This is a genomic window from Paenibacillus sp. FSL H8-0122 (assembly GCF_038005345.1).
Classification (GTDB): Bacteria; Bacillota; Bacilli; order Paenibacillales; family Paenibacillaceae; genus Paenibacillus_AQ.
The window spans coordinates 7,055,042-7,074,856 of sequence record NZ_JBBOTB010000001.1 but is presented as its reverse complement, the minus strand read 5'-3'; the positions used below and the strand labels follow the sequence as shown (position 1 = coordinate 7,074,856).

14 protein-coding genes and 1 riboswitch are annotated in these 19,815 nt (G+C 54.9%); of the genes, 6 read left to right on the top strand and 8 right to left on the bottom strand.

The window, feature by feature from the left end; genetic code table 11:
• Positions 1–21: 21 nt before the first annotated feature.
• A complete protein-coding gene (biuH, locus tag NSS64_RS30455; protein ID WP_341142559.1) occupies positions 22–705 on the bottom strand; it encodes a biuret amidohydrolase in 684 nt (227 codons plus the stop codon).
• 505 nt (positions 706–1,210) lie between these two features.
• A riboswitch (cyclic di-GMP riboswitch) is annotated at positions 1,211–1,303 on the top strand.
• A 108-nt stretch (positions 1,304–1,411) separates the two neighbouring features.
• Here biuH and NSS64_RS30450 point away from each other — a divergent pair.
• Positions 1,412–3,046 (top strand): flagellar assembly protein A, encoded by a 1,635-nt coding sequence (locus NSS64_RS30450; protein WP_341142558.1) that lies wholly within the window; start codon positions 1,412–1,414, stop codon positions 3,044–3,046.
• Between the two features lie 14 nt (positions 3,047–3,060).
• On the top strand, positions 3,061–4,035 hold the full coding sequence (locus tag NSS64_RS30445; RefSeq protein WP_341142557.1) for an aldo/keto reductase: 975 nt from the start codon (positions 3,061–3,063) through the stop codon (positions 4,033–4,035).
• A 97-nt stretch (positions 4,036–4,132) separates the two neighbouring features.
• On the opposite strand, the gene hcp is transcribed toward NSS64_RS30445, so the two are convergent.
• Entirely contained in the window at positions 4,133–5,785 is a 1,653-nt protein-coding gene (gene hcp / locus NSS64_RS30440; RefSeq protein WP_341142556.1) for a hydroxylamine reductase, read from the bottom strand.
• A 132-nt stretch (positions 5,786–5,917) separates the two neighbouring features.
• Here hcp and NSS64_RS30435 point away from each other — a divergent pair, with 132 nt between their 5' ends.
• Positions 5,918–6,622, top strand: coding sequence for a Crp/Fnr family transcriptional regulator (locus NSS64_RS30435; RefSeq protein ID WP_340946345.1), 705 nt, complete (start codon positions 5,918–5,920; stop codon positions 6,620–6,622).
• A 30-nt stretch (positions 6,623–6,652) separates the two neighbouring features.
• Positions 6,653–8,044, top strand: a complete 1,392-nt coding sequence (locus NSS64_RS30430) for an aldehyde dehydrogenase (RefSeq protein ID WP_341142555.1) — start codon at positions 6,653–6,655, stop codon at positions 8,042–8,044.
• 12 nt (positions 8,045–8,056) lie between these two features.
• On the opposite strand, the gene NSS64_RS30425 is transcribed toward NSS64_RS30430, so the two are convergent.
• On the bottom strand, positions 8,057–11,020 hold the full coding sequence (locus NSS64_RS30425) for an ABC transporter substrate binding protein (RefSeq protein ID WP_341142554.1): 2,964 nt from the start codon (positions 11,018–11,020) through the stop codon (positions 8,057–8,059).
• 218 nt (positions 11,021–11,238) lie between these two features.
• Between NSS64_RS30425 and NSS64_RS30420 the strand changes: the two genes are divergently transcribed.
• On the top strand, positions 11,239–12,216 hold the full coding sequence (locus NSS64_RS30420; protein WP_341142553.1) for a LacI family DNA-binding transcriptional regulator: 978 nt from the start codon (positions 11,239–11,241) through the stop codon (positions 12,214–12,216).
• On the opposite strand, the gene NSS64_RS32850 is transcribed toward NSS64_RS30420, so the two are convergent.
• The gene (locus tag NSS64_RS32850) at positions 12,209–12,397 is read right to left on the bottom strand and encodes a hypothetical protein (RefSeq protein ID WP_445667862.1); all 189 of its coding nucleotides are present in this window, start codon (positions 12,395–12,397) and stop codon (positions 12,209–12,211) included. The genes NSS64_RS30420 and NSS64_RS32850 overlap by 8 nt on opposite strands.
• 243 nt (positions 12,398–12,640) lie before the next feature.
• Between NSS64_RS32850 and NSS64_RS30410 the strand changes: the two genes are divergently transcribed.
• Complete coding sequence (locus NSS64_RS30410; protein WP_143803528.1) at positions 12,641–13,012, top strand: hypothetical protein; 372 nt, start codon at positions 12,641–12,643, stop codon at positions 13,010–13,012.
• A gap of 824 nt (positions 13,013–13,836) precedes the next feature.
• On the opposite strand, the gene NSS64_RS30405 is transcribed toward NSS64_RS30410, so the two are convergent.
• The 4 genes from NSS64_RS30405 to NSS64_RS30390 all read right to left on the bottom strand — a co-directional run bounded on the left by NSS64_RS30405 (position 13,837) and on the right by NSS64_RS30390 (position 19,729).
• Entirely contained in the window at positions 13,837–14,109 is a 273-nt protein-coding gene (locus NSS64_RS30405) for a hypothetical protein (RefSeq protein ID WP_341142551.1), read from the bottom strand.
• 299 nt (positions 14,110–14,408) lie between these two features.
• On the bottom strand, positions 14,409–17,474 hold the full coding sequence (gene pgmB / locus NSS64_RS30400; protein WP_341142550.1) for a beta-phosphoglucomutase: 3,066 nt from the start codon (positions 17,472–17,474) through the stop codon (positions 14,409–14,411).
• Positions 17,475–17,522: 48 nt separating this feature from the next.
• Positions 17,523–18,614: a carbohydrate ABC transporter permease gene (locus NSS64_RS30395; RefSeq protein ID WP_341142549.1), complete on the bottom strand. Its 1,092-nt coding sequence runs from the start codon at positions 18,612–18,614 to the stop codon at positions 17,523–17,525.
• Positions 18,614–19,729 (bottom strand): carbohydrate ABC transporter permease, encoded by a 1,116-nt coding sequence (locus NSS64_RS30390; protein WP_340946332.1) that lies wholly within the window; start codon positions 19,727–19,729, stop codon positions 18,614–18,616. The genes NSS64_RS30395 and NSS64_RS30390 overlap by 1 nt, the downstream gene beginning before the upstream one ends.
• Positions 19,730–19,815: the final 86 nt, after the last annotated feature.

Below are 19,815 nucleotides of genomic sequence, written 5' to 3'. Positions count from 1 at the left end.
ATTCCCCCGTTTATGAATGATTTAGTATTGCTCCAGCGCACGCAGCACCGCTTGTGAATCACTTACACTGCCGAACACCCCGCCCTGCATTTGAACCATACTCAGCGCCGCCAGGTGATTCGCTTCATCCGTCGCTCCCGTGCAATCCGCAAGAATCAGACACTCGTACCCGCGGTCATTGGCTTCCCGCATCGTGGTGTGTACACAGACATCGGTCGTAATACCGGTCAGAATCAGATGGGTAATTCCTTTATTCTTCAGGATCAGGTCCAGGTCCGTTGCGTAAAAGCTCCCTTTGCCCGGCTTGTCTATAATGTACTCTCCGCGGGCAGGCGCCAGCTCCTCAATGATCTGCCAGCCACGCTCCCCCCGCACGAGGATTCGTCCCGCCGGTCCTTCGGAGCCGATCTCGGCCCCGATCTGGCGGCTGCGCCACCGTTTGTTCGCCGGCAGATCCGACAGATCCGGCTTATGCCCCTCGCGGGTATGGATCACGGTGAACCCTTCAATCTCCCGGATACGTGCCAGCAGCCGCTGAATGGGCTGAATCGCCCTCGCTGTTAATGAGAGGTCATAACCCATTCTCTCGACGTAACCGCCCTTGCCGCAAAAATCCGTCTGCATGTCGATAATCATCAGCGCTGTCTTCGCCGGGTCCACAGCCCCGTCATAAGGCCAGATGTAAGGTGTTGCTGCAATCTGCATGGTTTATGCTCCTCTCCTGATGTCGCTATCTCTATCAATGTTATATTAATTAACATTAATTCGCGTTTCCTTGGTATGAGTTAGATTATATTACAATGAATTTGGGATGTCTTCGGTTTTATTACGAAATAATGCACTGAATGTTTGTGTTTATTTACATAGTTAACATATACATAACATTCATACTCGCAATACTCCTTATCAAAAAGGAACACTCCGGGTCTTACCAAGCCCAGAGTGTCCCAACAGTTCAATGCTCACACTTCCCCCCTTCTGCCTCTTCCATAAGCTGTAAGCGCTGGGAAACCAGTTTTTTTGTCGAAATAGAGCTGCATATTTCGAGTTTTTTGATAAATAGGCATAATATAGTTGAAAAATAGCTCTTTAAGTACTAGAATTAAGCTTGTTTGCAGAAGTTAATGACGCATAAGAACTATTTATGATTCTTTTTGTCGATTGCAGTCGACCACTATTCATTGCCTCTACAGGATGTATATCATTGATCTATTTCTAAAGGCAAACTCCCCGAAAGGGCAGGACGCAAAGCTATGGGCCTAAGAACGCCAGAATCTGCGTTTACGGTTGCCAGGCTGCCAATAGAGACCACTTAAGCCAGCTGTTCAGGAGGGGGAAGCCTCCCAGGCTTGATGATGTTCTTTTTCTGTACGAATTGCCATTGATCATACGAAAAAGTGAGGTTACAACCATGCCGCAGCAGGATATCGAACCAAGCCGATATGAATTCGTAGAGTCCCTGATGCTCGAACGTAAAGGTCTCCTGGATTCATTCTCTGTGGAGGGCCGAGCTTCTGACGGGACAACTGGAGATAAGAATGGAATTATCCTCGTGCAGGACAACCAGATATTTATTACTCCCCCGCTCCCCGGAGGTGCTCCCGCCCGCATTTCTGCGATCCACCCTGTTGTCCTGAAGATCAACTGGAAGACCGTTACAGAACCAACCGAGGTCACCAGGGCGGATTATATCACTTGGGAGATCTGTGAGAAGCCGCAATATGAAATTACCGTATCGCCTGACAAGCTCAAGGTCCACTTCACTTTATACCGTGCAGAGAAGTACGCCTGGAATCTGGTCAACTGTCCTGCCGCCTTCGAAGCGGTTGTCCGTGCCCAGCCCAATCCGGCGATGCTGCTGTCCACGCTTACCATAGAACAGATTATCGCCTCACTGGACAACCGTTTTATTCTGCGCAACCTGAACATTCCCGCCCTGTACGCGGAGCTGGAGAACCCTACATATCTTCCCGTATGCATCGCTGAAGGAAGATCCCCGCTGCCCGGCAAGGAAGCCCGGCTGGAATTCCTGCTGCCGGAGCATACACTGGAGGGGAACCGGATGCTTCAGGGACAGGGAGCCCCGGGTCAGAAGCCTGAGGATACCATGGAGTATCTCCGTTTCCCGGGGGCCCCCTTTACCTTTGCAGGCGAAGTCTTCGCCCGCAAACTGCCGCCCGAAGAAGGCATTCCCGGCCTCGACACAGACGGAAGGGTACTGCCCCCTCCCCCGCCGCAGGATCTCTACTTTGCTGCCGGTAATCATGCCAAGCTCCTTCCCTGCGGTCATATCGTGGCCCGGCATACCGGCAGACCCCGCATCTGCGGAGGAAACAGCAGCGTCCGGATATGTGACTTCCCTCCAGCCTGTCTGCTGACCAGCGAGATGACCGATCCTGCGGGCGATGTTATGTTCGCAGGTGACATCATTGTACCGGGAGATCTGGAAGGACCTGTACGGGTTGAAGCCCTCGGGAATGTGTACGTCTATGGCGATATCCGCCAATCTACAATTATAGCCACCGGCAGTATTTACGTTAGCGGCCAGGTCACCGGCAGCGGCCTGTACGCCGGACACGCCGGGGTACTGCAGCATCGTCTGCATAGCCTCGCAAGCCTGCTGCGGACAGAGACGGACGGACTGCTGGAGGCAGCGCGCCAGCTGGCCAAGAATGTGGAATCCCGCCAGCAATCCGTGAATTACGGCCTGGTAGTCATGCTGCTGCTGGAGGATAAATACAGCCACCTCGGCAGCCTGATCCGTGATCTTCAGGCTGCCCTGAGCCGTATGAACGGAGAGTTCGGCTCCGGCACAGACCCGCTCCGGCAGATGCTTGAGGTATTCGCCCATCCGGGACAATTCACCGGGTACATCACAGACAGTGTGCTAAGCCGCTTCTCCAGGCTGCTCCTCAAGCTGAGCGAGGAGATTGAGCTGCTCCAGGAGGAGCATGCGGTAATTAATCTTGCCCGGTCGCAGGAGAGTCGCCTGGAGTCCGGCGGCAAGCTGCTTGTGCGTGATTCTGCTAAGACTACTACTATATAAGGAGAAGTGAGAGCGTGAGATATAACCGTCTGGGCAATAGCGGCCTGCAGGTGTCCGCCCTGGGTCTTGGAACCAATTCCTTCGGCAAACGGGCAGATCAGGAGACCTCGGTCCGCATTCTGCACACCGCTATGGATCAGGGCATTAATTTCATCGATACCGCCAATATCTATGCCGGCTCTGAATCGGAGCGGATCATTGGCCTTGCGCTTGAAGGCAGACGCCATAACGCTGTGCTGGCGACCAAGGCCGGATTGCCGAAGCATGAGGGACCCGGCGGCAGCGGCTCTTCGCGCCATCATCTGATGCAGGAGCTGGAGGGCAGCCTGCGCCGGCTGAAGACCGACTATGTGGATCTGTACCAGATTCACACCTTCGACCCCTACACACCGCTGGAGGAAACACTGCGCACGCTGGATGATCTGATCTCCGCAGGCAAGGTGCGGTATATCGGAGCCTCCAATTATGCCGCCTGGGAGCTGATGAAGGCGCTCGGAATCAGCGAAGCGCGTAACTGGGCGAAATACATCTCTATCCAATGCAGCTATTCGCTGGCTGACCGCACGCCCGAAGCCGAACTGCTTCCGCTCTGCCTGGATCAGGGGCTGGGCATCATCCCATACTTCCCTCTGGCGGGCGGCATTCTTACCGGCAAATATGTCGGCAGCAGCAGTGCCCCTGCCGGCTCCAGAGCAGAGACCGATCCGAACTTCCGCCGCTTCCTTACCCCGGAGCGCATCTCGCTCGGGGAGCAGGTTCAAGCAATTGCGGAGGAGATGGGCACTTCACCTGCGGCTCTATCCCTGGCCTGGCTGATGAACCGGCCCGCCGTCTCCACAGTGATTGTCGGCGCAACTACAGTAGAGCAGGTACAGCATAATCTGCAGAGTCTCTCTGCTTCACCGGATGCAGGAACACTTGAGCAGCTTGACCAGGCCAGCGCCGCCCTCCGCACCGGCGAGCCGTTTGCAGTCTACCGGCTGCCGTAAACGCTGACGGTGATGTTCATATCCATACACAAAAGCGAGCCTCCGTATACGGAGACTCGCTTTTGTGTATTTTGGCTAATGCTGAATCTGTATGGTATTAGACCGCAGCAATGAACCGCTCCATGTCTTCCTGTACGGTAGTAATCCCGCCGATACCGAAGGTATCGACCAAGACCTTGGCTACATTAGGCGACAGGAACGCCGGAAGTGTAGGACCCAGGTGAATGTTCTTCACGCCCAGATGCAGCAGCGCCAGCAGTACGATGACCGCCTTTTGCTCATACCAGGCAATGTTATAGGAGATCGGAAGATCGTTGATATCCGCAAGACCAAACACTTCCTTCAGCTTAAGCGCTATAACCACAAGGGAATAGGAGTCATTGCACTGGCCGGCATCAAGCACGCGGGGAATTCCGCCGATATCGCCAAGCGCCAGCTTGTTATATTTGTATTTGGCACAGCCTGCGGTAAGGATCACCGTGTCACTAGGCAGCTCTGCTGCGAAGTCGGTGTAATAATTCCGGCTCTTCATCCGTCCATCGCAGCCGGCCATGACGAAGAATTGCTTGATGGCCCCGCTCTCTACCGCTCCAACCACCTGATCCGCCACATTCATTACAGCCGCATGGGCGAAGCCGCCGATAATCTCGCCTGTCTCAATCTCCACCGGAGCACTGCAGCTCTTGGCCTGCTCGATCAGGGGTGAGAAATCCTTCTCTCCGTCCGCGCCTGCCGCGATATGCTGAATTCCCGGATACCCGGTGTTGCCTGTCGTGTACAGCCGGTCTTTGTAGCTGTCCTTCGGCGGCACGATGCAGTTCGTGGTCATCAGAATTGGACCATTGAAGCTGGCAAATTCCTCATTCTGCTTCCACCATGCATTGCCGTAGTTGCCAACGAAATGGCTATACTTCTTGAAGGCCGGATAGTAGTGGGCCGGCAGCATCTCACTGTGCGTATACACATCCACTCCGGTACCCTCGGTCTGCTTCAGCAGCGCCTCCATATCCTTAAGATCATGACCGCTGATCAGAATACCAGGATTCGTGCCTACACCAATGTTCACTTTGGTAATCTCAGGGTTGCCGTAGGCTGCGGTGTTCGCACGGTCAAGCAAGGCCATCACATCTACGCCGAACTTGCCGCATTCCAGCACCAGAGCCGTCAGCTCAGCGCCGCTCAGACTGTCATCAAGGGCGGCAGCCAAGCCTTTTTCCATAAAAGCATGGGCTCCTGCTTCATAGAAGCCCAATACCGCAGCATGCTCCATGTAAGCAGCCATCCCCTTCAGACCGTAGGTCAGCAGTTCGCGCAAGGAACGGATATCCTCATGTTCTGTAGCTAACACACCTACCGTTGCCGCCTTGTCCATCAGCTCTTCATCCGTCACTGCATTCCAGTTCGCCGCGTCATGATCAGACAGATACGCCGCCACTCCGGCATCCGCCACCCTGCTGCGCCACGTATCCCGCAGGGCCAGACCCTCGCGGATCTTCGCGGTGAAATATTCCGGCACAAAGTTGGCATTGGTAATCGTAGCGAACAAGCTCTCTATAATAAATCTCTCCGTCACCGGATCAGTAATCCCCAGCTCACGCCCGCTGCGCGCGAAGACGGCAATGCCCTTAAGTGTATACACCAGAAGATCCTGCAGATTCGCTACCTCACTGGTCTTGCCGCACACCCCCTGAATCGTACAACCCGTCCCCTTAGCTGCCTCCTGACACTGGAAACAAAACATTTCGCTCATTACCTGAATCACTCCTTATCATTAATGGAATCGCTCTGTGCCTCGCCTTTACAGTTACCAATAATTGTAGTAGACTTTCGTCTATCAATCGGTAACGAATGTTACCAATCACAACACATCGGGAGGAAAAGTATGAGACCGGAGCCTGCTTCGCTGCAATCCTGCCTGCTATTTCGCGGAAAGTCCGTAGAAGAGATCGAACAACTGCTGCATACGCTGGCTTACGCTGTCAGCTCCTACCATAAGAAGGCGATTATTCTGGCAGAGGGCGATCCGGCGGACCGGCTTGGGATTCTGCTCTCCGGCCGCATTGAGGTGCAGAAGACACACCCCACTGGCAGCAGTGTGACCATCGCGCATCTGAAGGAAGGGCAGACGATCGGCGAAGCCGTATTGTTCCGCAGGAATAACACCGTGCCCGCTACGGTTACAGCCACAGGTCCCTGCAAGGTGATGTTCATCAGCAAGCAGGAGCTGCTGAGATTATTCGCGGCTGACACCGATATCCTCACCCGCTTCATCGAGAATCTGTCCGAGCGGCTGGTGCTCGTGAACCGGAAGATTGAGAACCTGTCCGCCGGACCGCTGCGTCGCCGTATCGTAGACTTCCTGCTGGAACAGGGAGAGCAGCAGGAGTCTGATACCCTGAAGCTCCCCTTCAGCCGGAAGGAATGGGCTGAGCATATGAATACCGCCCGCCCTTCCTTGTCGCGGGAGCTGGGATTCCTGCGCGACCAGGGCTGGATCGAATTCAAAGGCAATGAAATCACCCTGCTGAACCGGAGCCGGATGCATGATTACATCCAGACTCTGCCCTCTTCGGCAGGCAATCTATAGGAACCGCAGATCACCAAGGAGGATACAAGCATGCCACCATACACCGCACAACAGATCGACCGGCTGCTGGCTGAGCACAGACAATGGTTCACCGGCGGAGTCACGAGAACCCCCGGCTTCCGGCTGGAGCAGCTTCAGAAGCTGAAGGATGCCATCTCACGCAATGAAGCCCGGATTATCGCTGCACTGAACCAGGATCTGCATAAAAGCGAGTTCGAGGCTTACGCCACAGAGATCGGATTCACGCTGGACAGCATCGGCTATATGATGAAGCACCTGCGGCGCTGGATGAAGCCGGTGAAGGTAGGCTCACCGCTGCACCTGTTCCCGGCACGGAGCAGAATCATAGCCGAGCCTTACGGGACGGTGCTAATTATCGGGCCGTTCAACTACCCGTTCCAGCTGCTGATCGAGCCGTTAATCGGCGCCATTGCCGCCGGGAACTGCGCCGTACTGAAGCCTTCCGAGAGTACACCCGCTACCTCCGCTGTCATCGAGGATATGATCCGGGAGACCTTTGATCCCGCCTATATCCGGGTAGTACAGGGGGAGAAGGAAACGACGAATCTGCTGATTCATGCGGCGTTCGATTATATTTTTTTCACCGGGAGTGTGCCTGTAGGCAGAATTGTCATGGAAGCGGCGGCGAAGAACCTGGTGCCAGTCACCCTTGAACTGGGCGGCAAAAGCCCCGTAATCGTAGACCGGAGCGCCGACCTGGAGACCGCCGCGAAGCGGATTATCTGGGGGAAGCTGATCAATGTGGGGCAGACCTGTATTGCGCCTGATTATCTGCTGGTCCATAGCGAGGTGGCAGCGGAGCTGACCGAACGGATGAAGCGCTGCGTCACCGATTTCTATGGCACTGATATCCGGCATAACACAGACTATGGACGGATCGTGAATGAACGCCAGCTGCGGCGGATCGGGGAGATGCTGGAGCGGGACCGCGATAAGCTGATTCTGGGCGGGACAGTGATTCCTGAGGAGCTGTACATCGAGCCGTCCCTGATCTATCCGGCGGATTGGAGTGACGCTTCCATGGAGGACGAGATCTTCGGGCCTGTGCTGCCGATTATGGAGTATACCCGGCTGGAGGAGGCCATCCAGAGCATCAATGCCCGTCCGAAGCCGCTTGCCCTCTATCTGTTCACCCGCGATAAGCAGGTGGAGCAACAGGTAATGACTGAGGTGTCCTTCGGCGGCGGCTGCATTAACGATACCATCTCCCATGTAGCCAGCACCCGGCTGCCGTTCGGCGGTGTCGGTAATTCCGGGATCGGCGGCTACCACGGCAAATACAGCTTCGACCTCTTCTCCCATCACAAAAGCATTGTTAAGCGGGGCACCCGCCTGGACCTCGGCATTGTCTACCCGCCCTACGGCAGCAAGGTCAAGCTGGCGCGGAAGCTGCTGAAATAGCGCTAACTTACCTCAACCCGCCATCCGCCCAGCGACCCAGCCCGCGACCTCTTTCTCCGGAATAGGCTTGCTGATATAGTAGCCCTGAATCTTGTCACAGCGGGTCCGCTCCAGAAAAGCAAGCTGCTCCGGGGTCTCCACCCCTTCAGCCGTAACGTTCAGTCCCATATCATGGCCGATGGTGACGATGGAGCTGGCCAGCGACCTATTGTTCGGGGTATCGATGCTGTCGATGAAGGACTTGTCGATCTTCAGGGTAGTAATCGGGAGCTGCTTCAGATAGCTGAGTGAGGAATAGCCCGTTCCGAAGTCATCCAGCGCAATGCCAATGCCCCTCTCCTTGAGCGCCTCCAGCTTGGAGCTGATCGCCTCGAAGGATTCCATGAAGATCGATTCCGTAATCTCCAGCTCCAGATGCTCCGGCGCAAGCCCGGTATCCTCCAGCACGCTCAGCACCATCTCTGTGAAGTCATCCTGCATCAGCTGAATGACGGAGATATTGACCGAGATATGATAGCCCTCATAGCCCTGATTCTGCAGATCCTTGGTGAACCGGCAGGCAGCCCGCAGCACCCACTCCCCTATGGGGATGATCAGGCGGCAGTCCTCGGCAATGCGGATGAAGGATAAGGGGGAGACGAAGCCGAGCACCGGGCTGTTCCAGCGGATCAGCGCCTCGAAGCCCCAGAGCTCACCGGAGCCGGTATCCACCAGCGGCTGGTAATGCAGCGACAGCTCATTATTGGATACCGCGCTTCTTAAGTGATTCTCAATAATCATCCGTTCGTCAAAATACTGCTGCATCTCCTGCCCGTAGATCATATAGCTGCCCTTGCCCGCTTCTTTGGCCTTATACATGGCAATGTCTGCATTCTTCAGCAGCTCCTCCGCACTCTTCCCGTTCTCCGGGTATTGGGCAATCCCGATACTGGCCGAGATATGCACCACACTTGCATGAAGCTGGAACGGCTCCATGAAGCCCTGTACCAGAGAATCCGCATAGCGGATCACCTCACCTGCTTCTGCCACATCCTTGAACAGAATCACAAACTCGTCGCCGCCGAAGCGGAAATGCTTACTGCGCCCGTCAGAGCGGCTGAGCAGCCGTTCTCCGACCTGAACCAGCAGCTCATCCCCGAAGGTATGGCCCATGGAGTCATTAATGTACTTGAAGTTATCGAGATCCAGGAAGAACAACGCCGCATGGCCGCCGGAATGCTTTTCAATGAATTGTTGCAGCTCCTCGGCTAACGACAGCCGGTTCGGCAGACCGCTAAGCACGTCATTATAAGCCAGCAGCCGGTATTTCTCCTCACTGGTCTGCAGCAGCGCCTGATTCTCCACCACCTTGTTATACTGCTCCAGCAGCTCATCCTGCAGAGCAGTTAGCTCCTCATAGGTCGATTCCAGCTCCTGATAGCTCGTCTGCAGCTTACTCTCATAACCCTTGCGGTCCGTGACATCCACCATCGACCCGGCAAACCGGATATATCCGCCGCCCGCATTACGCAGCACCTTGCCCCGGGCCTGAAACCACTTGTATTCGCCTGCCTTGCTCCGCATCCGGTATTCAGCGTAGTAGTAAGAAGAACGACCCTCCAGATGCTGGATGCGCAGCCGGTTCTCCTGCTCAGCATCCTCCGGATGGAGAATATCCCGCCAGCCGCCGCGGCTCTCATTAAGCTCATCCCGGGCATAGCCCAGCACCTCATACCAGCTGTCCGAGAAATAATAGATCATGGTAGACATGTCAACGTCCCAGATTACCGCATCCGAGCCGTAGGTTGCCAGGCTGAAGCGTTCATTGCTTTTCTCCAGATTGCTTCTGATCCTTCTGACCAGCTGCACATAGAATAACAACACCAGAATGAAGGTTACCAGCACCGCAAAAGCAGCCACGATGCTCAGCACCAGCACCTTGTAGGTCTGATAGAAAGAGAACGGCTCGTTAATCACCTCGCTGCCCTTCGGCAGCTTATCCGGTGATATCTTGAACCGCTGCAGCTCATTGTAATCAAACACCTTGCGTACATTGCTGTCGGTCACCACCGGGATATCCCCGGCACGCTCCCCCTTCAGGATACGCAGTGCCAGATCGGCCGCCGTCTGCCCCTGCATTCTGCCGCTGATCAGGCTCCCGCCGAAGGCGCCGTGGTTCAATGCAAAATCATAGATATGGTACACCGGAACACTGCTGCTCTTGCCCAGCTCGCTTGCGAACCTGTCGAATTCCACAATTCTTCCGGTAGAGTCACTATAATATGTAGTCATCAGCACAATACTGTCCGGGGACAGCGCCGCTGCCGTGGCTGTGATCTGTTCCATGGACAAGCGGTTCATGGGGAACAGCTCAAGCCCCGGATTCAAGGCGCTAATCTGATCCATCACCATCCGGCCGGTTGACAGTCCGCTCTCCGAATTATCGAAGACGACATACACCTTTTTCAGCGAAGGGTTGAGGTCCATCGCCATACGGATGGTGGGTGCCGCATCGATTTTCTCAATAACGCCTGTCATGTTGCTCAGGTCCCCGATACTGGACACCCCCAGCTCATTGACCCCGCTGAAAATAACCGGAGCATCGTTCAGAAGCTCATGGCGGTACTTCATTGCGAAGCTCAGGGCCGCATCGTCCGTTGTAATGATCGTATGAATAGGGATGTTCTGATACTTGAAGCGGATGGTTTCGTAGAAATGTTCGAGGTTCCCCTGCGTGGGGTACCTTTTCCAGTCCATGTATTCAGTGTAGATGACGGGAGGATTAGCTGTGCCCTTGAGACGTTCCTCTATTCCGGCACTTTGGTCATCAGTCCAGGCAAAGCCCTTCTGATAGGAATGCAGCACCAGTACGTTCCGGGCGGGAAGCTCTCCGGCTGCGGCGTATGCAGTTCCTGCCGGTCCTGTTATACACAGGAAGATCAGCAGAGGCAAGAGCAAGCTTCTTAACAACCTGAGATGAATATGATCTACACTCATTCGCACACTCCCGTTCATCTATCTATAATCGGAATCTGACAAGTAGAAGGATAATGTATACATGAGGCTTCATTACGGGGACTGCTTTGATACAATTATAGGGGGTAAAGGTGTTTTTAGAAACAACAAAAAGCGACAGCAGCCGCCGATATTGGACAGAGCAGACCGCTCACGTTAGAATGAATCTGCAGTTGACTGCTCAGACAGGAGGCCAGGCCATGCCGACCATCAAAGACGTTGCGCTGAAGGCTGGCGTATCGGCAACCACCGTATCCCGGGTACTGAACAACAGGGGTTACTTAAGCGAGGAATTGAAGCACAGGGTGCACCAGGCGATGGAGGAGCTGAATTACCGGCCGAACGAACTGGCCCGCTCCCTTAGCCGCTCGAAATCCAACATCATCGGACTGATTATTCCGCATGTGTCTTTGCCTTTTTTCGGCGAATTGACCAGTCATATTGAGGAACATGCCTACCGGGAAGGCTATAAGCTGCTGCTCTGCAATTCGTGGCAGGACAAGCAGAAGGAACAGGAATACATCCACATGCTGCGCGCAAGCCGGGTAGACGGCATTATTATGGGCAGCCATACGCTGGAGGTGGAAGCCTACCGGCAGATGAATCTGCCGCTGGTGACGTTTGACCGGCAGATCTCACCGGATATCCCTTATGTCTGCTCGGATAATTATGAGGGAGGCAAGCTGGCTACTACTCTTCTGATTCAAAAAGGCTGCCGGCACCTCGCCCATATCGGCGGGCATCCCAAGCTGAATATCTTATCCCATCTGCGCTGCGTGGCCTTCGAGGATATGGCGAAGCAGCACAGCCTGGAGTATGTCACCCTCCATACCGATAACAACAGCTTCGACTTCGAAGCTTACGAGCAGCTGCTCGGGCAGCTCTTTGCGGAGCATCCTGAGGTGGACGGGATTTTTGCGGGCAGTGATATCATCGCCGCCTATGCCCTGAAGGCCTGCCGCACCAGAGGACGGCGCGTCCCGGAGGATGTGAAGATCGTCGGCTATGACGGCATTATGCTCCGCAGCCTGCTCGACCCGCATATCACCACCATCCGCCAGCCGATGGAAGCGATCGGCAAGCTCGCCGTGGACCTGATCCTGCAGCAGGTGCAGGGCCAGAGCGTGGCCGCCGCGCACATTCTGCCTGTGGAGCTGGAGGAGGGGGGGACTACATGAGAGGGCTGCTACTTGAGAGGGCCACTATCGAAAAAACCCCATACATCGCCGCGACAGCAAGCTCCAGTGTGTCAGGATCAAGGACAACAAATTCATGGTCACGTGGCGACTTACTAAAGAACAACCAGCCTTGCAGCAAAATCTTAATTAGAACGTTCTTCTCGCCGATTGTGCTGATCACACTTTCAGAAAAGAAATTTAGCCACCTAAAGAAGAATAATAAAACATCACAATCAAATAACAAATAACGGAAAAGCTCCTCTCCTTCCTTCTCGAATGCATCAATTAGACTGAAAATTAAAGTTGTGGACTGGCGGCGTGCGTTAAGCCAACGGGCAGAGCTTAGACTTTTTTATGAAAAGAGGGTTTTGTGGTATTATATGTAATTATGAGTTGCGAAATAAATGGAATGGGGATTCAAAATATGGAACGTAAAATTCAACTAATGGAAACCTACGTAAATATCGACCTTGGAAACTCACCCTTTTTAAAAATAGATAAAGGGTTGCAAATTCCATACTCTTTCATCAAGGGAATAACAACAGGCAGACCGATACCAAATGCTTTTAAACTATATGGTGCTTTATTAGGAGAAAAGAGAAATGGGTTATTTAGATCAAAAGGTGGTTTTCAACTGCACTTTTTTGAGAATGAGCTAGAAACTCTTCATTTCGATTTGGATAGCTTTAAAGTTGGTAAATTCAAAATATCAAAGTTGATCATTGGCATTAAAAATCCTGAAGAAATAAGTAAAAATATTTCCGAAAGAGTTGAATTAACGTCGAATGATAGTTAAACATGTATAGTACTCCGGCACTCTGCTTTTTCCTAGAAGTAAGGATCTTTTTTGCCCTGACGGCTTCACCGCTCCTCTTTGCCATAAGCTCTCTTGCGAGATATTCTGCTGTCTTTGCTCTTCATGCGAAGGCATCGGTTTCCTCTCTCCTTTCGGTTTCTGGCGTCCCGCACTCCCGTACTATGGCCTCTGCTGACTAGGATTTTGTCATGTTGTGATGACTCATCCGACTATCCCTATCTCAAATTGAGTTCGTATACCTTGGTACGTGCATTTACCTCCAGCTTCCTTCAGATTCCGCCTCGCGGCGGACACCCTTGCTCTTGGCTAACGGTAGGCGTTCGCCAGCCCCCGTCCGGGACTTTCACCCTAGTGATGGCGCCCATGCTGGGCGTACACCGAAAGAAGGGGCTGTCTCAAAAGTCATGAAATGGCTGCTTGTGACAGCTCTTTATTGCGGAGTGTGACCAACCTGAGCACTTAGGTGGACGCTCCGCAAACGGACCGTTGTTCCAATCGCTGTTGTGTCCAGATTTTTTTCATTCCCCTTAGCGGTGAAAATCCGGACACAAAGGCGACCGCTTCCGCTTTTACACAATCGTTCCGTCCGCACCGCTGCTTAAGCGGGAAACCACTCATCCATGCTAAAAAAGAAACAAAAAAATCGCTCAGAGGGCGTTCGGCAGTTGCGTAAGGAGGTGTTGCCTTAAAAGACGACCCATTAGCTGTACGCTGAATGACAGAACCGGAAATTGCTTGGACAACTGAAGAACAATCGAGGCTTCCGGAGATTTCTGCAAGTGGCTGTCGTCGCTCATAGAAAATTACTCTTGGGACAGCCCCTCTCCATCGGGCCTGTTTCCGGCCGATTCAATGGGATTTATCCCCTTCATTTTCCCATCCGGCCCGCTTCCGGCCAAATTAATGGGGTTTATCCCTTTCATTTTCCCATCCGGCCCGTTTCCGGCTGATTTAATGGGATTTATCCCCTTCATTTCCCCATCCGACCCGTTTCCGGCTGATTTAATGGGATTTATCCCCTTCATTTCCCCATCCGGCCCGTTTCCGGCTGATTTAATGGGATTTATCCCCTTCATTTCCCCGTATAGCCCGCTTCCGGCCAAAGCCGAAACAGAAGAGGCTGCCCAAACAGCCATTGCATGGCTATGGGACAGCCCCTTGTTTAATCTCATAGTAAGTGCTATGTAGCGAACAAAATCGACTTTTGAGTAATTAACGTTCTATTCCTCGCCAGCACATTGTATTCGCTTTTTCGCATACATTTGGTACACTAGTCCTCGCTTAACAAATTGTATTCGCATACAGCCGGCCACGCGCCCGCTCCCTGACTGTACGGACAGCAATCCCACTGCCCGATGCCGCCTACCGCCAGCGGTTAACGCGCGAACAGCTCAAGCAGCTTCCCTGCGTCCAGCTCCGCCGTAGAGGGCAGCACCAGGTCGGCCGCGCCAAGCTGCCCGGCCTCCCCTATGCCCACAGCCTTCATGCCCGCCGCGCGGATCGCGGCCACGCCTGCGGCTGCATCCTCCACGCCGATGCAGTTGCCCGGCGGAACACCCAGCCGCTCTGCCGCCTGCAGGAAGATCTCCGGGTCGGGCTTGCCCTTCCGGAGCGCAGCCGGGTCGGCAACGGCCTGGAACCAACGTGCTGCGCCGAGGCGCTCCAGAATGAGCGGCGCATTCAGACTGGCCGAGGCCAGCCCCACGGAGATTCCCCGCTCGTGCAGGGAATCGAGCAGCTCCCGGATCCCCGGCAGGAGGTCCGCCGGGGTGATACGGCCGATCATCTGCCGGTAATGATCGTTCTTCTGCTCCGCCAGCCGGAGCTTCCCGGCTTCAGGCAGCTTCGCAAGGCCGCTGCCCTCCAGCACAATCTCCAGCGACTCCATCCGGCTGACGCCCTTCAGCCGTTCATTCTTTTCCCGGCTGAAGGGTATACCCTGCTCATCCGCGAGGGCCTGCCAGGCCAGATAATGAGCTTCGGCGGAATCCGTAATCACGCCGTCGAGATCGAAGATTACGGCCTCCAGCCGGTGCGCCAGCGAAATCCTCACCGGCTCCTGCGGAAGCAGCCGCAGCGGCTGCTTCTTATGCCTGATCCCAAGCCCCGTCCCCTCCAGCAGCGTATACAACACGGCCTCACGGTCAACGAAGACATCCAGCAGCTGACCGCCCACTGTAACCTTGAAGCGGTAGCTCTCCCACTGCTCCGGCAGAGCCGGATCGAAGCTCAACTCTCCGTCGTACAGCCGCATGCCGCCGAAGCCGTTCACAATCGACATCCATGACCCGGCCATTGCCGCCATATGCAGCCCGTCCTTGGCATTGTAGTTGATATCGTCCAGATCCATCCGTACCGTGCGGCTGAAATAACGGTATGCCCCGGCCAGATCGCCGATCTCCGCAGACATAATACTGTGGATGCACGGAGACAGCGACGAGTCATGCGTCGTCAGCGGCTCATAATAATGGTAGTTGCGCAGCTTATCCGCCAGGCTGAACTTGTTCCCGAGCAGGAACAGAGCCATTACCAGATCGGCTTGCTTCAGCACCTGATGCCGGTAGATCACCAGCGGGTGATAGTGGAGCAGCAGCGGATACTTATCCGCAGGCGTATGATCGAAATCCCATTTTTGCTTACTCAGAAAGGTGTCATCCTGGGCATAGATCCCGAGCTGCTTGTCAAAAGGAATGAACATCCGTGCTGCGGCCTCTCTCCAACCCTCCGCCTCTTCAAGAGTTAGCCCGATCGCCTGCCGCAGCCGTTCGTAATCCGCCGGATACTCCCGCTGAAGCAGCAGCGCCGTCTCATAGGCATACTGGAGCTGATCCTGCACCATGAGGTTGGTGTAAGCATTGTTATTCACAATCGCCGTATATTCATCCGGCCCTGTTACTGCATCAATGCAGAAGGCCCCTCCGTGCGCGGGGTTGTAGTGGCCCAGATCGGCCCAGAACCTTGAGGTCTCGAACAGCATCTCTGCACCCCGGCTAACCAGAAAATCCATATCGCCAGTGGCCTGGATATATTGCTTCAGGCCGTAGGCAATGTCGGCATTGATATGCGCCTGGGCAGTGCCTGCGGGGAAGTAGGCGGAGTTCTCCTCGCCGTCAATGGTCCGCCACGGGTACAGCGCCCCCTTCTGCGACATGACCGCTGCCCGCTCTCTGGCCTTGCCGAGCGTAGCATAACGGAATTCCAGCAGCGCACGGGCGATCTCCGGCTGCGTGAAGGTGAAGAACGGCAGCATGTACATCTCCGTATCCCAGAAATAATGCCCCTCATAGCCTTCGCCGGTTAAGCCCTTGGCTCCGATATTCGTTGCTCCGTCCCGGCCCACGGATTGCAGCAGCTGATAAGCATTGAAGCGGATGCCCTGCTGGAGTGCAGGATCACCGCTAATCTCCACATCCGCATGTGCCCAGTAGCTGTCCAGATACGCCTGCTGCTCCTCGGCCAGACCGGCGAAGCCCAGCTCATTGGCCAGCGCCAAGACTTCAGCACTCCGGCCGGGCAGCTCCTCCTCCCTGTAATCCCTGGAGGTATGATACGTTATATATTTGGTAAGCGTCACCGTCTCTCCGCTGCGGACAGCAGCGGCGTAACAGACGGAGATGCGCTGCCCGATCAATTGGTGGCTCATCTCGCGCCCGGACTTCGCCTGCAGCGCATGGCTGACAGCGGTCAGCAGCGCAAACCGCGTGTGGCGGGTGCGCTGCTTCATCCACAGCTTCCGGGCGGCAGCGTCATATCCGGTATCCTCCAGCAGCAGGCGGGACTCGCCGCCGCCCGCCCCCAGCCTCGGGTCACCGGTATCCTCAGGCCGGGCAATCTCGCCGTCCACCGCTGAATCGAACTTCAGTGTCCCGGAGAAGTTCAGCGCCGTCACCGCATAGTCGATAGCTGCCAGATGCTTATGCGTCAAGGCAACCATCCGGCGGATCACCAGCAGTATCCGGTGTCCGTCGGGAGACTCCCACTCCAGCTCCCGGTGCAGCATACCGCTCCGCATATCCAGCCGGCGCTTATACCGGTGCAGCTTCCCCTGATCCAGCCGGAACTCATGGCCTTCGATGCTCAGCCGGATGATACGGGCATCGCTCACATTCAGCATGGCCTGGTTGCGGGAGGGGTACCCGAAGGCCCCCTCAGGATAGACAACCGGCTCAGAGTCAAAGAAGCCGTTCAGATAATTCCCGGCTACCGAAGCCCCAGCCTTGCCGTGATAGCCTTCCTCGAAATTCCCGCGCATGCCGATATAGCCGTTGCCTAGTGCGAAGACACTCTCGCTCCGCTGATTGTATTCATCCTCGTAGTGTTCCTCTTCGATACTCCACTCCCTGTAAGGATATAGGGCGGGAGGATGCTCACAGGACTTCATCTTTATGTTCATCTCCGTGCGTATCTCCGTACTTATCTCCGTACTGATCTCCGGTCTCATCTTCGTATTCTCCTCCCGATTGCCGACTGCTCTTGTCCCAGCCGCAGATCAGCCTTTGACTGATCCGCCCATCAGACCCCGGACGAAATACTTTTGCAGCAGGAAGAAGATCGCCAGCGGCATCAGCATCGAGATAAAGGCTGCCGAGGTCAGCAGATGCCAGTCATTGCCGCGCGAGCCGACCAGATCGGCGATCTTCATCGACATGACCTGCACCGACGGCTGGTTCCCGATGAAGATCAGCGACACCAGATAATCATTCCATACCCAGAGGAACTGGAAGATGCCGATCGAAGCGAGCGCGGGCACCGACAGCGGCAGAATCAGTCTGCTGAAAATAGTAAAGTGGCTGGCGCCGTCAATAAAAGCAGATTCAAACAGATCCTTCGGCAGCTGGCTGATGAAGTTGTACATGAAGTACGTAACCAGCGGCAGGCCGAAGGCCGTATGTGCCAGCCAGATTCCCAGATAACTGCCGTTCAGCCCAAGCGCTGTGTAATCCTTGAGTACCGGAATGAGCGCAACCTGAATCGGAATGACCAGCATCGCAATAATGATGACGAACAGCGTCTTGCGTCCGGGGAACCGTAACCAGGCGAAGGCATAGGCGGCAAAAGAGGCGATCAGCACCGGAATCACCGTCGCCGGAACAGCAATCGTCAGTGTATTCCAGAACGCCTGCGACAATCCGCTCCCCTTTTGCACCGTTTCACTGCCATCCGCTCCCTTGAGTGTGTACTCCTTGCCCGACAGCACATTCTTATAGTTGTCGAGCGTGAGGTCAGGCACCGCCTGCCAGCCCTGCTCCTGCATATTCACCGTACGTGCCCTGCGGTTCTCCCACATCAGGCGGCTGCCATCCGCCTTCACCCCTGCCTTGAGCTGTTCATCCGTATAGGTCTTGCCGTTCACCTCAATCGGCTCCCGCAGATCAACCTCCTTGGACAGCTGCACCGTCTCGCCCGCTTTCCATTCCTGATGGGGGAACACCTTCCACCAGCCGGTCTGCAGAATATCCGCCGCGGGACGGAAGGAGGAGGCGAAGAGTCCGAAGGTCGGCAGAATCCAGAGGAAGCAGATGACGCCCAGAATCAGATTGACGGCCGTTTTGCTGCCCTTTTTTTTCTTGGTGCCCACCATTAGAATCCCCCCTGCTTGCGGAACTGCCGCAGATTAATAAGGATAACAGGCAATACCGCGATCAGGAGCACGATAGCCAGCGTAGAGCCGTAGCCGAAGTTGCGGTACATGAAGAACTGCCGGTAGAACTGCGTCGCTACAACTTCTGTATCGTATTGACCGCCTGTCATCACCATGACAACGTCAAATATTTTCAGCGTAAACACAATAATCGTGGTAGTCACCGTCAGAATCGTCGTAGAGATGTAAGGAATCATGATGCCAAAAAAGATCTTCACCTCACCCGCGCCATCCACCCGTGCAGCCTCCAGAATATCCTCGGGCACTCCTTTGATGGCCGCCGAGAAAATAACCATCGCAAACCCCGTCTGCATCCAGATCAGAATGATAATCAGGAAGAAGTTGTTCCACGGCTGCAGCATACTCGTCCAGGCCTGCGGTTCACCGCCGAAATAGGTCACAATCGCATTCAATAGTCCAATCTGCTCATCGCCCGGCTGATAATAATAGACGAACTTCCAGATGACCCCGGCGGCAACAAAGGAAATAGCCATCGGCATGAAAATAATCGATTTGGCGATCCGCTCATAGCTGCTCCGGTCGGCAAGAATGGCAATCAGCAGCCCGAAGCAGACACAGGCCAGCGTGCCCACGAACACCCAGAGCAGGTTGTTGCGCAGAGCCGTAGCCATCAGACGGTCGCTGAAGATGGCGGCGTAATTGCTGAGTCCGACGAACTTCTCGGAGGACGCGTTGAAGAAGCTTAAGTACAGCGTCCGCAGGGCAGGCAGAATCAGCAGCCAACCTAGAATAAGGACAGCCGGTCCGACAAAAACATATGGCAGCACCTTCCTGCGGACATGGTCCGGGTACTGCTCCACTGCCCAGGTCAAGGTGTAGTAGATCAGATATACGCCCAGCACGCCCCACAACACTGCGAGCACCGCAGTCAGCAGCGGTTGAAGCGTTGAATCGCGGAAAAACAGGAAAATCAGCCCGTTGACCACAATATTCGCAAGCAAGACGCCAAGCGATAGCAGCACTGCCCTGCCGCTGATTCTCTGCTTGGCCTGCGCCCCGGCGGCACCCGGCTCCGGCCTTATTTGTGCATCCATATCGGTTCCTCCTATAGGCTCTGTTAGAGCAGAGCCCTCATCATAAGCACCCGTTACCACCAGCCGAGGGGCAGGCCTGATTGCTC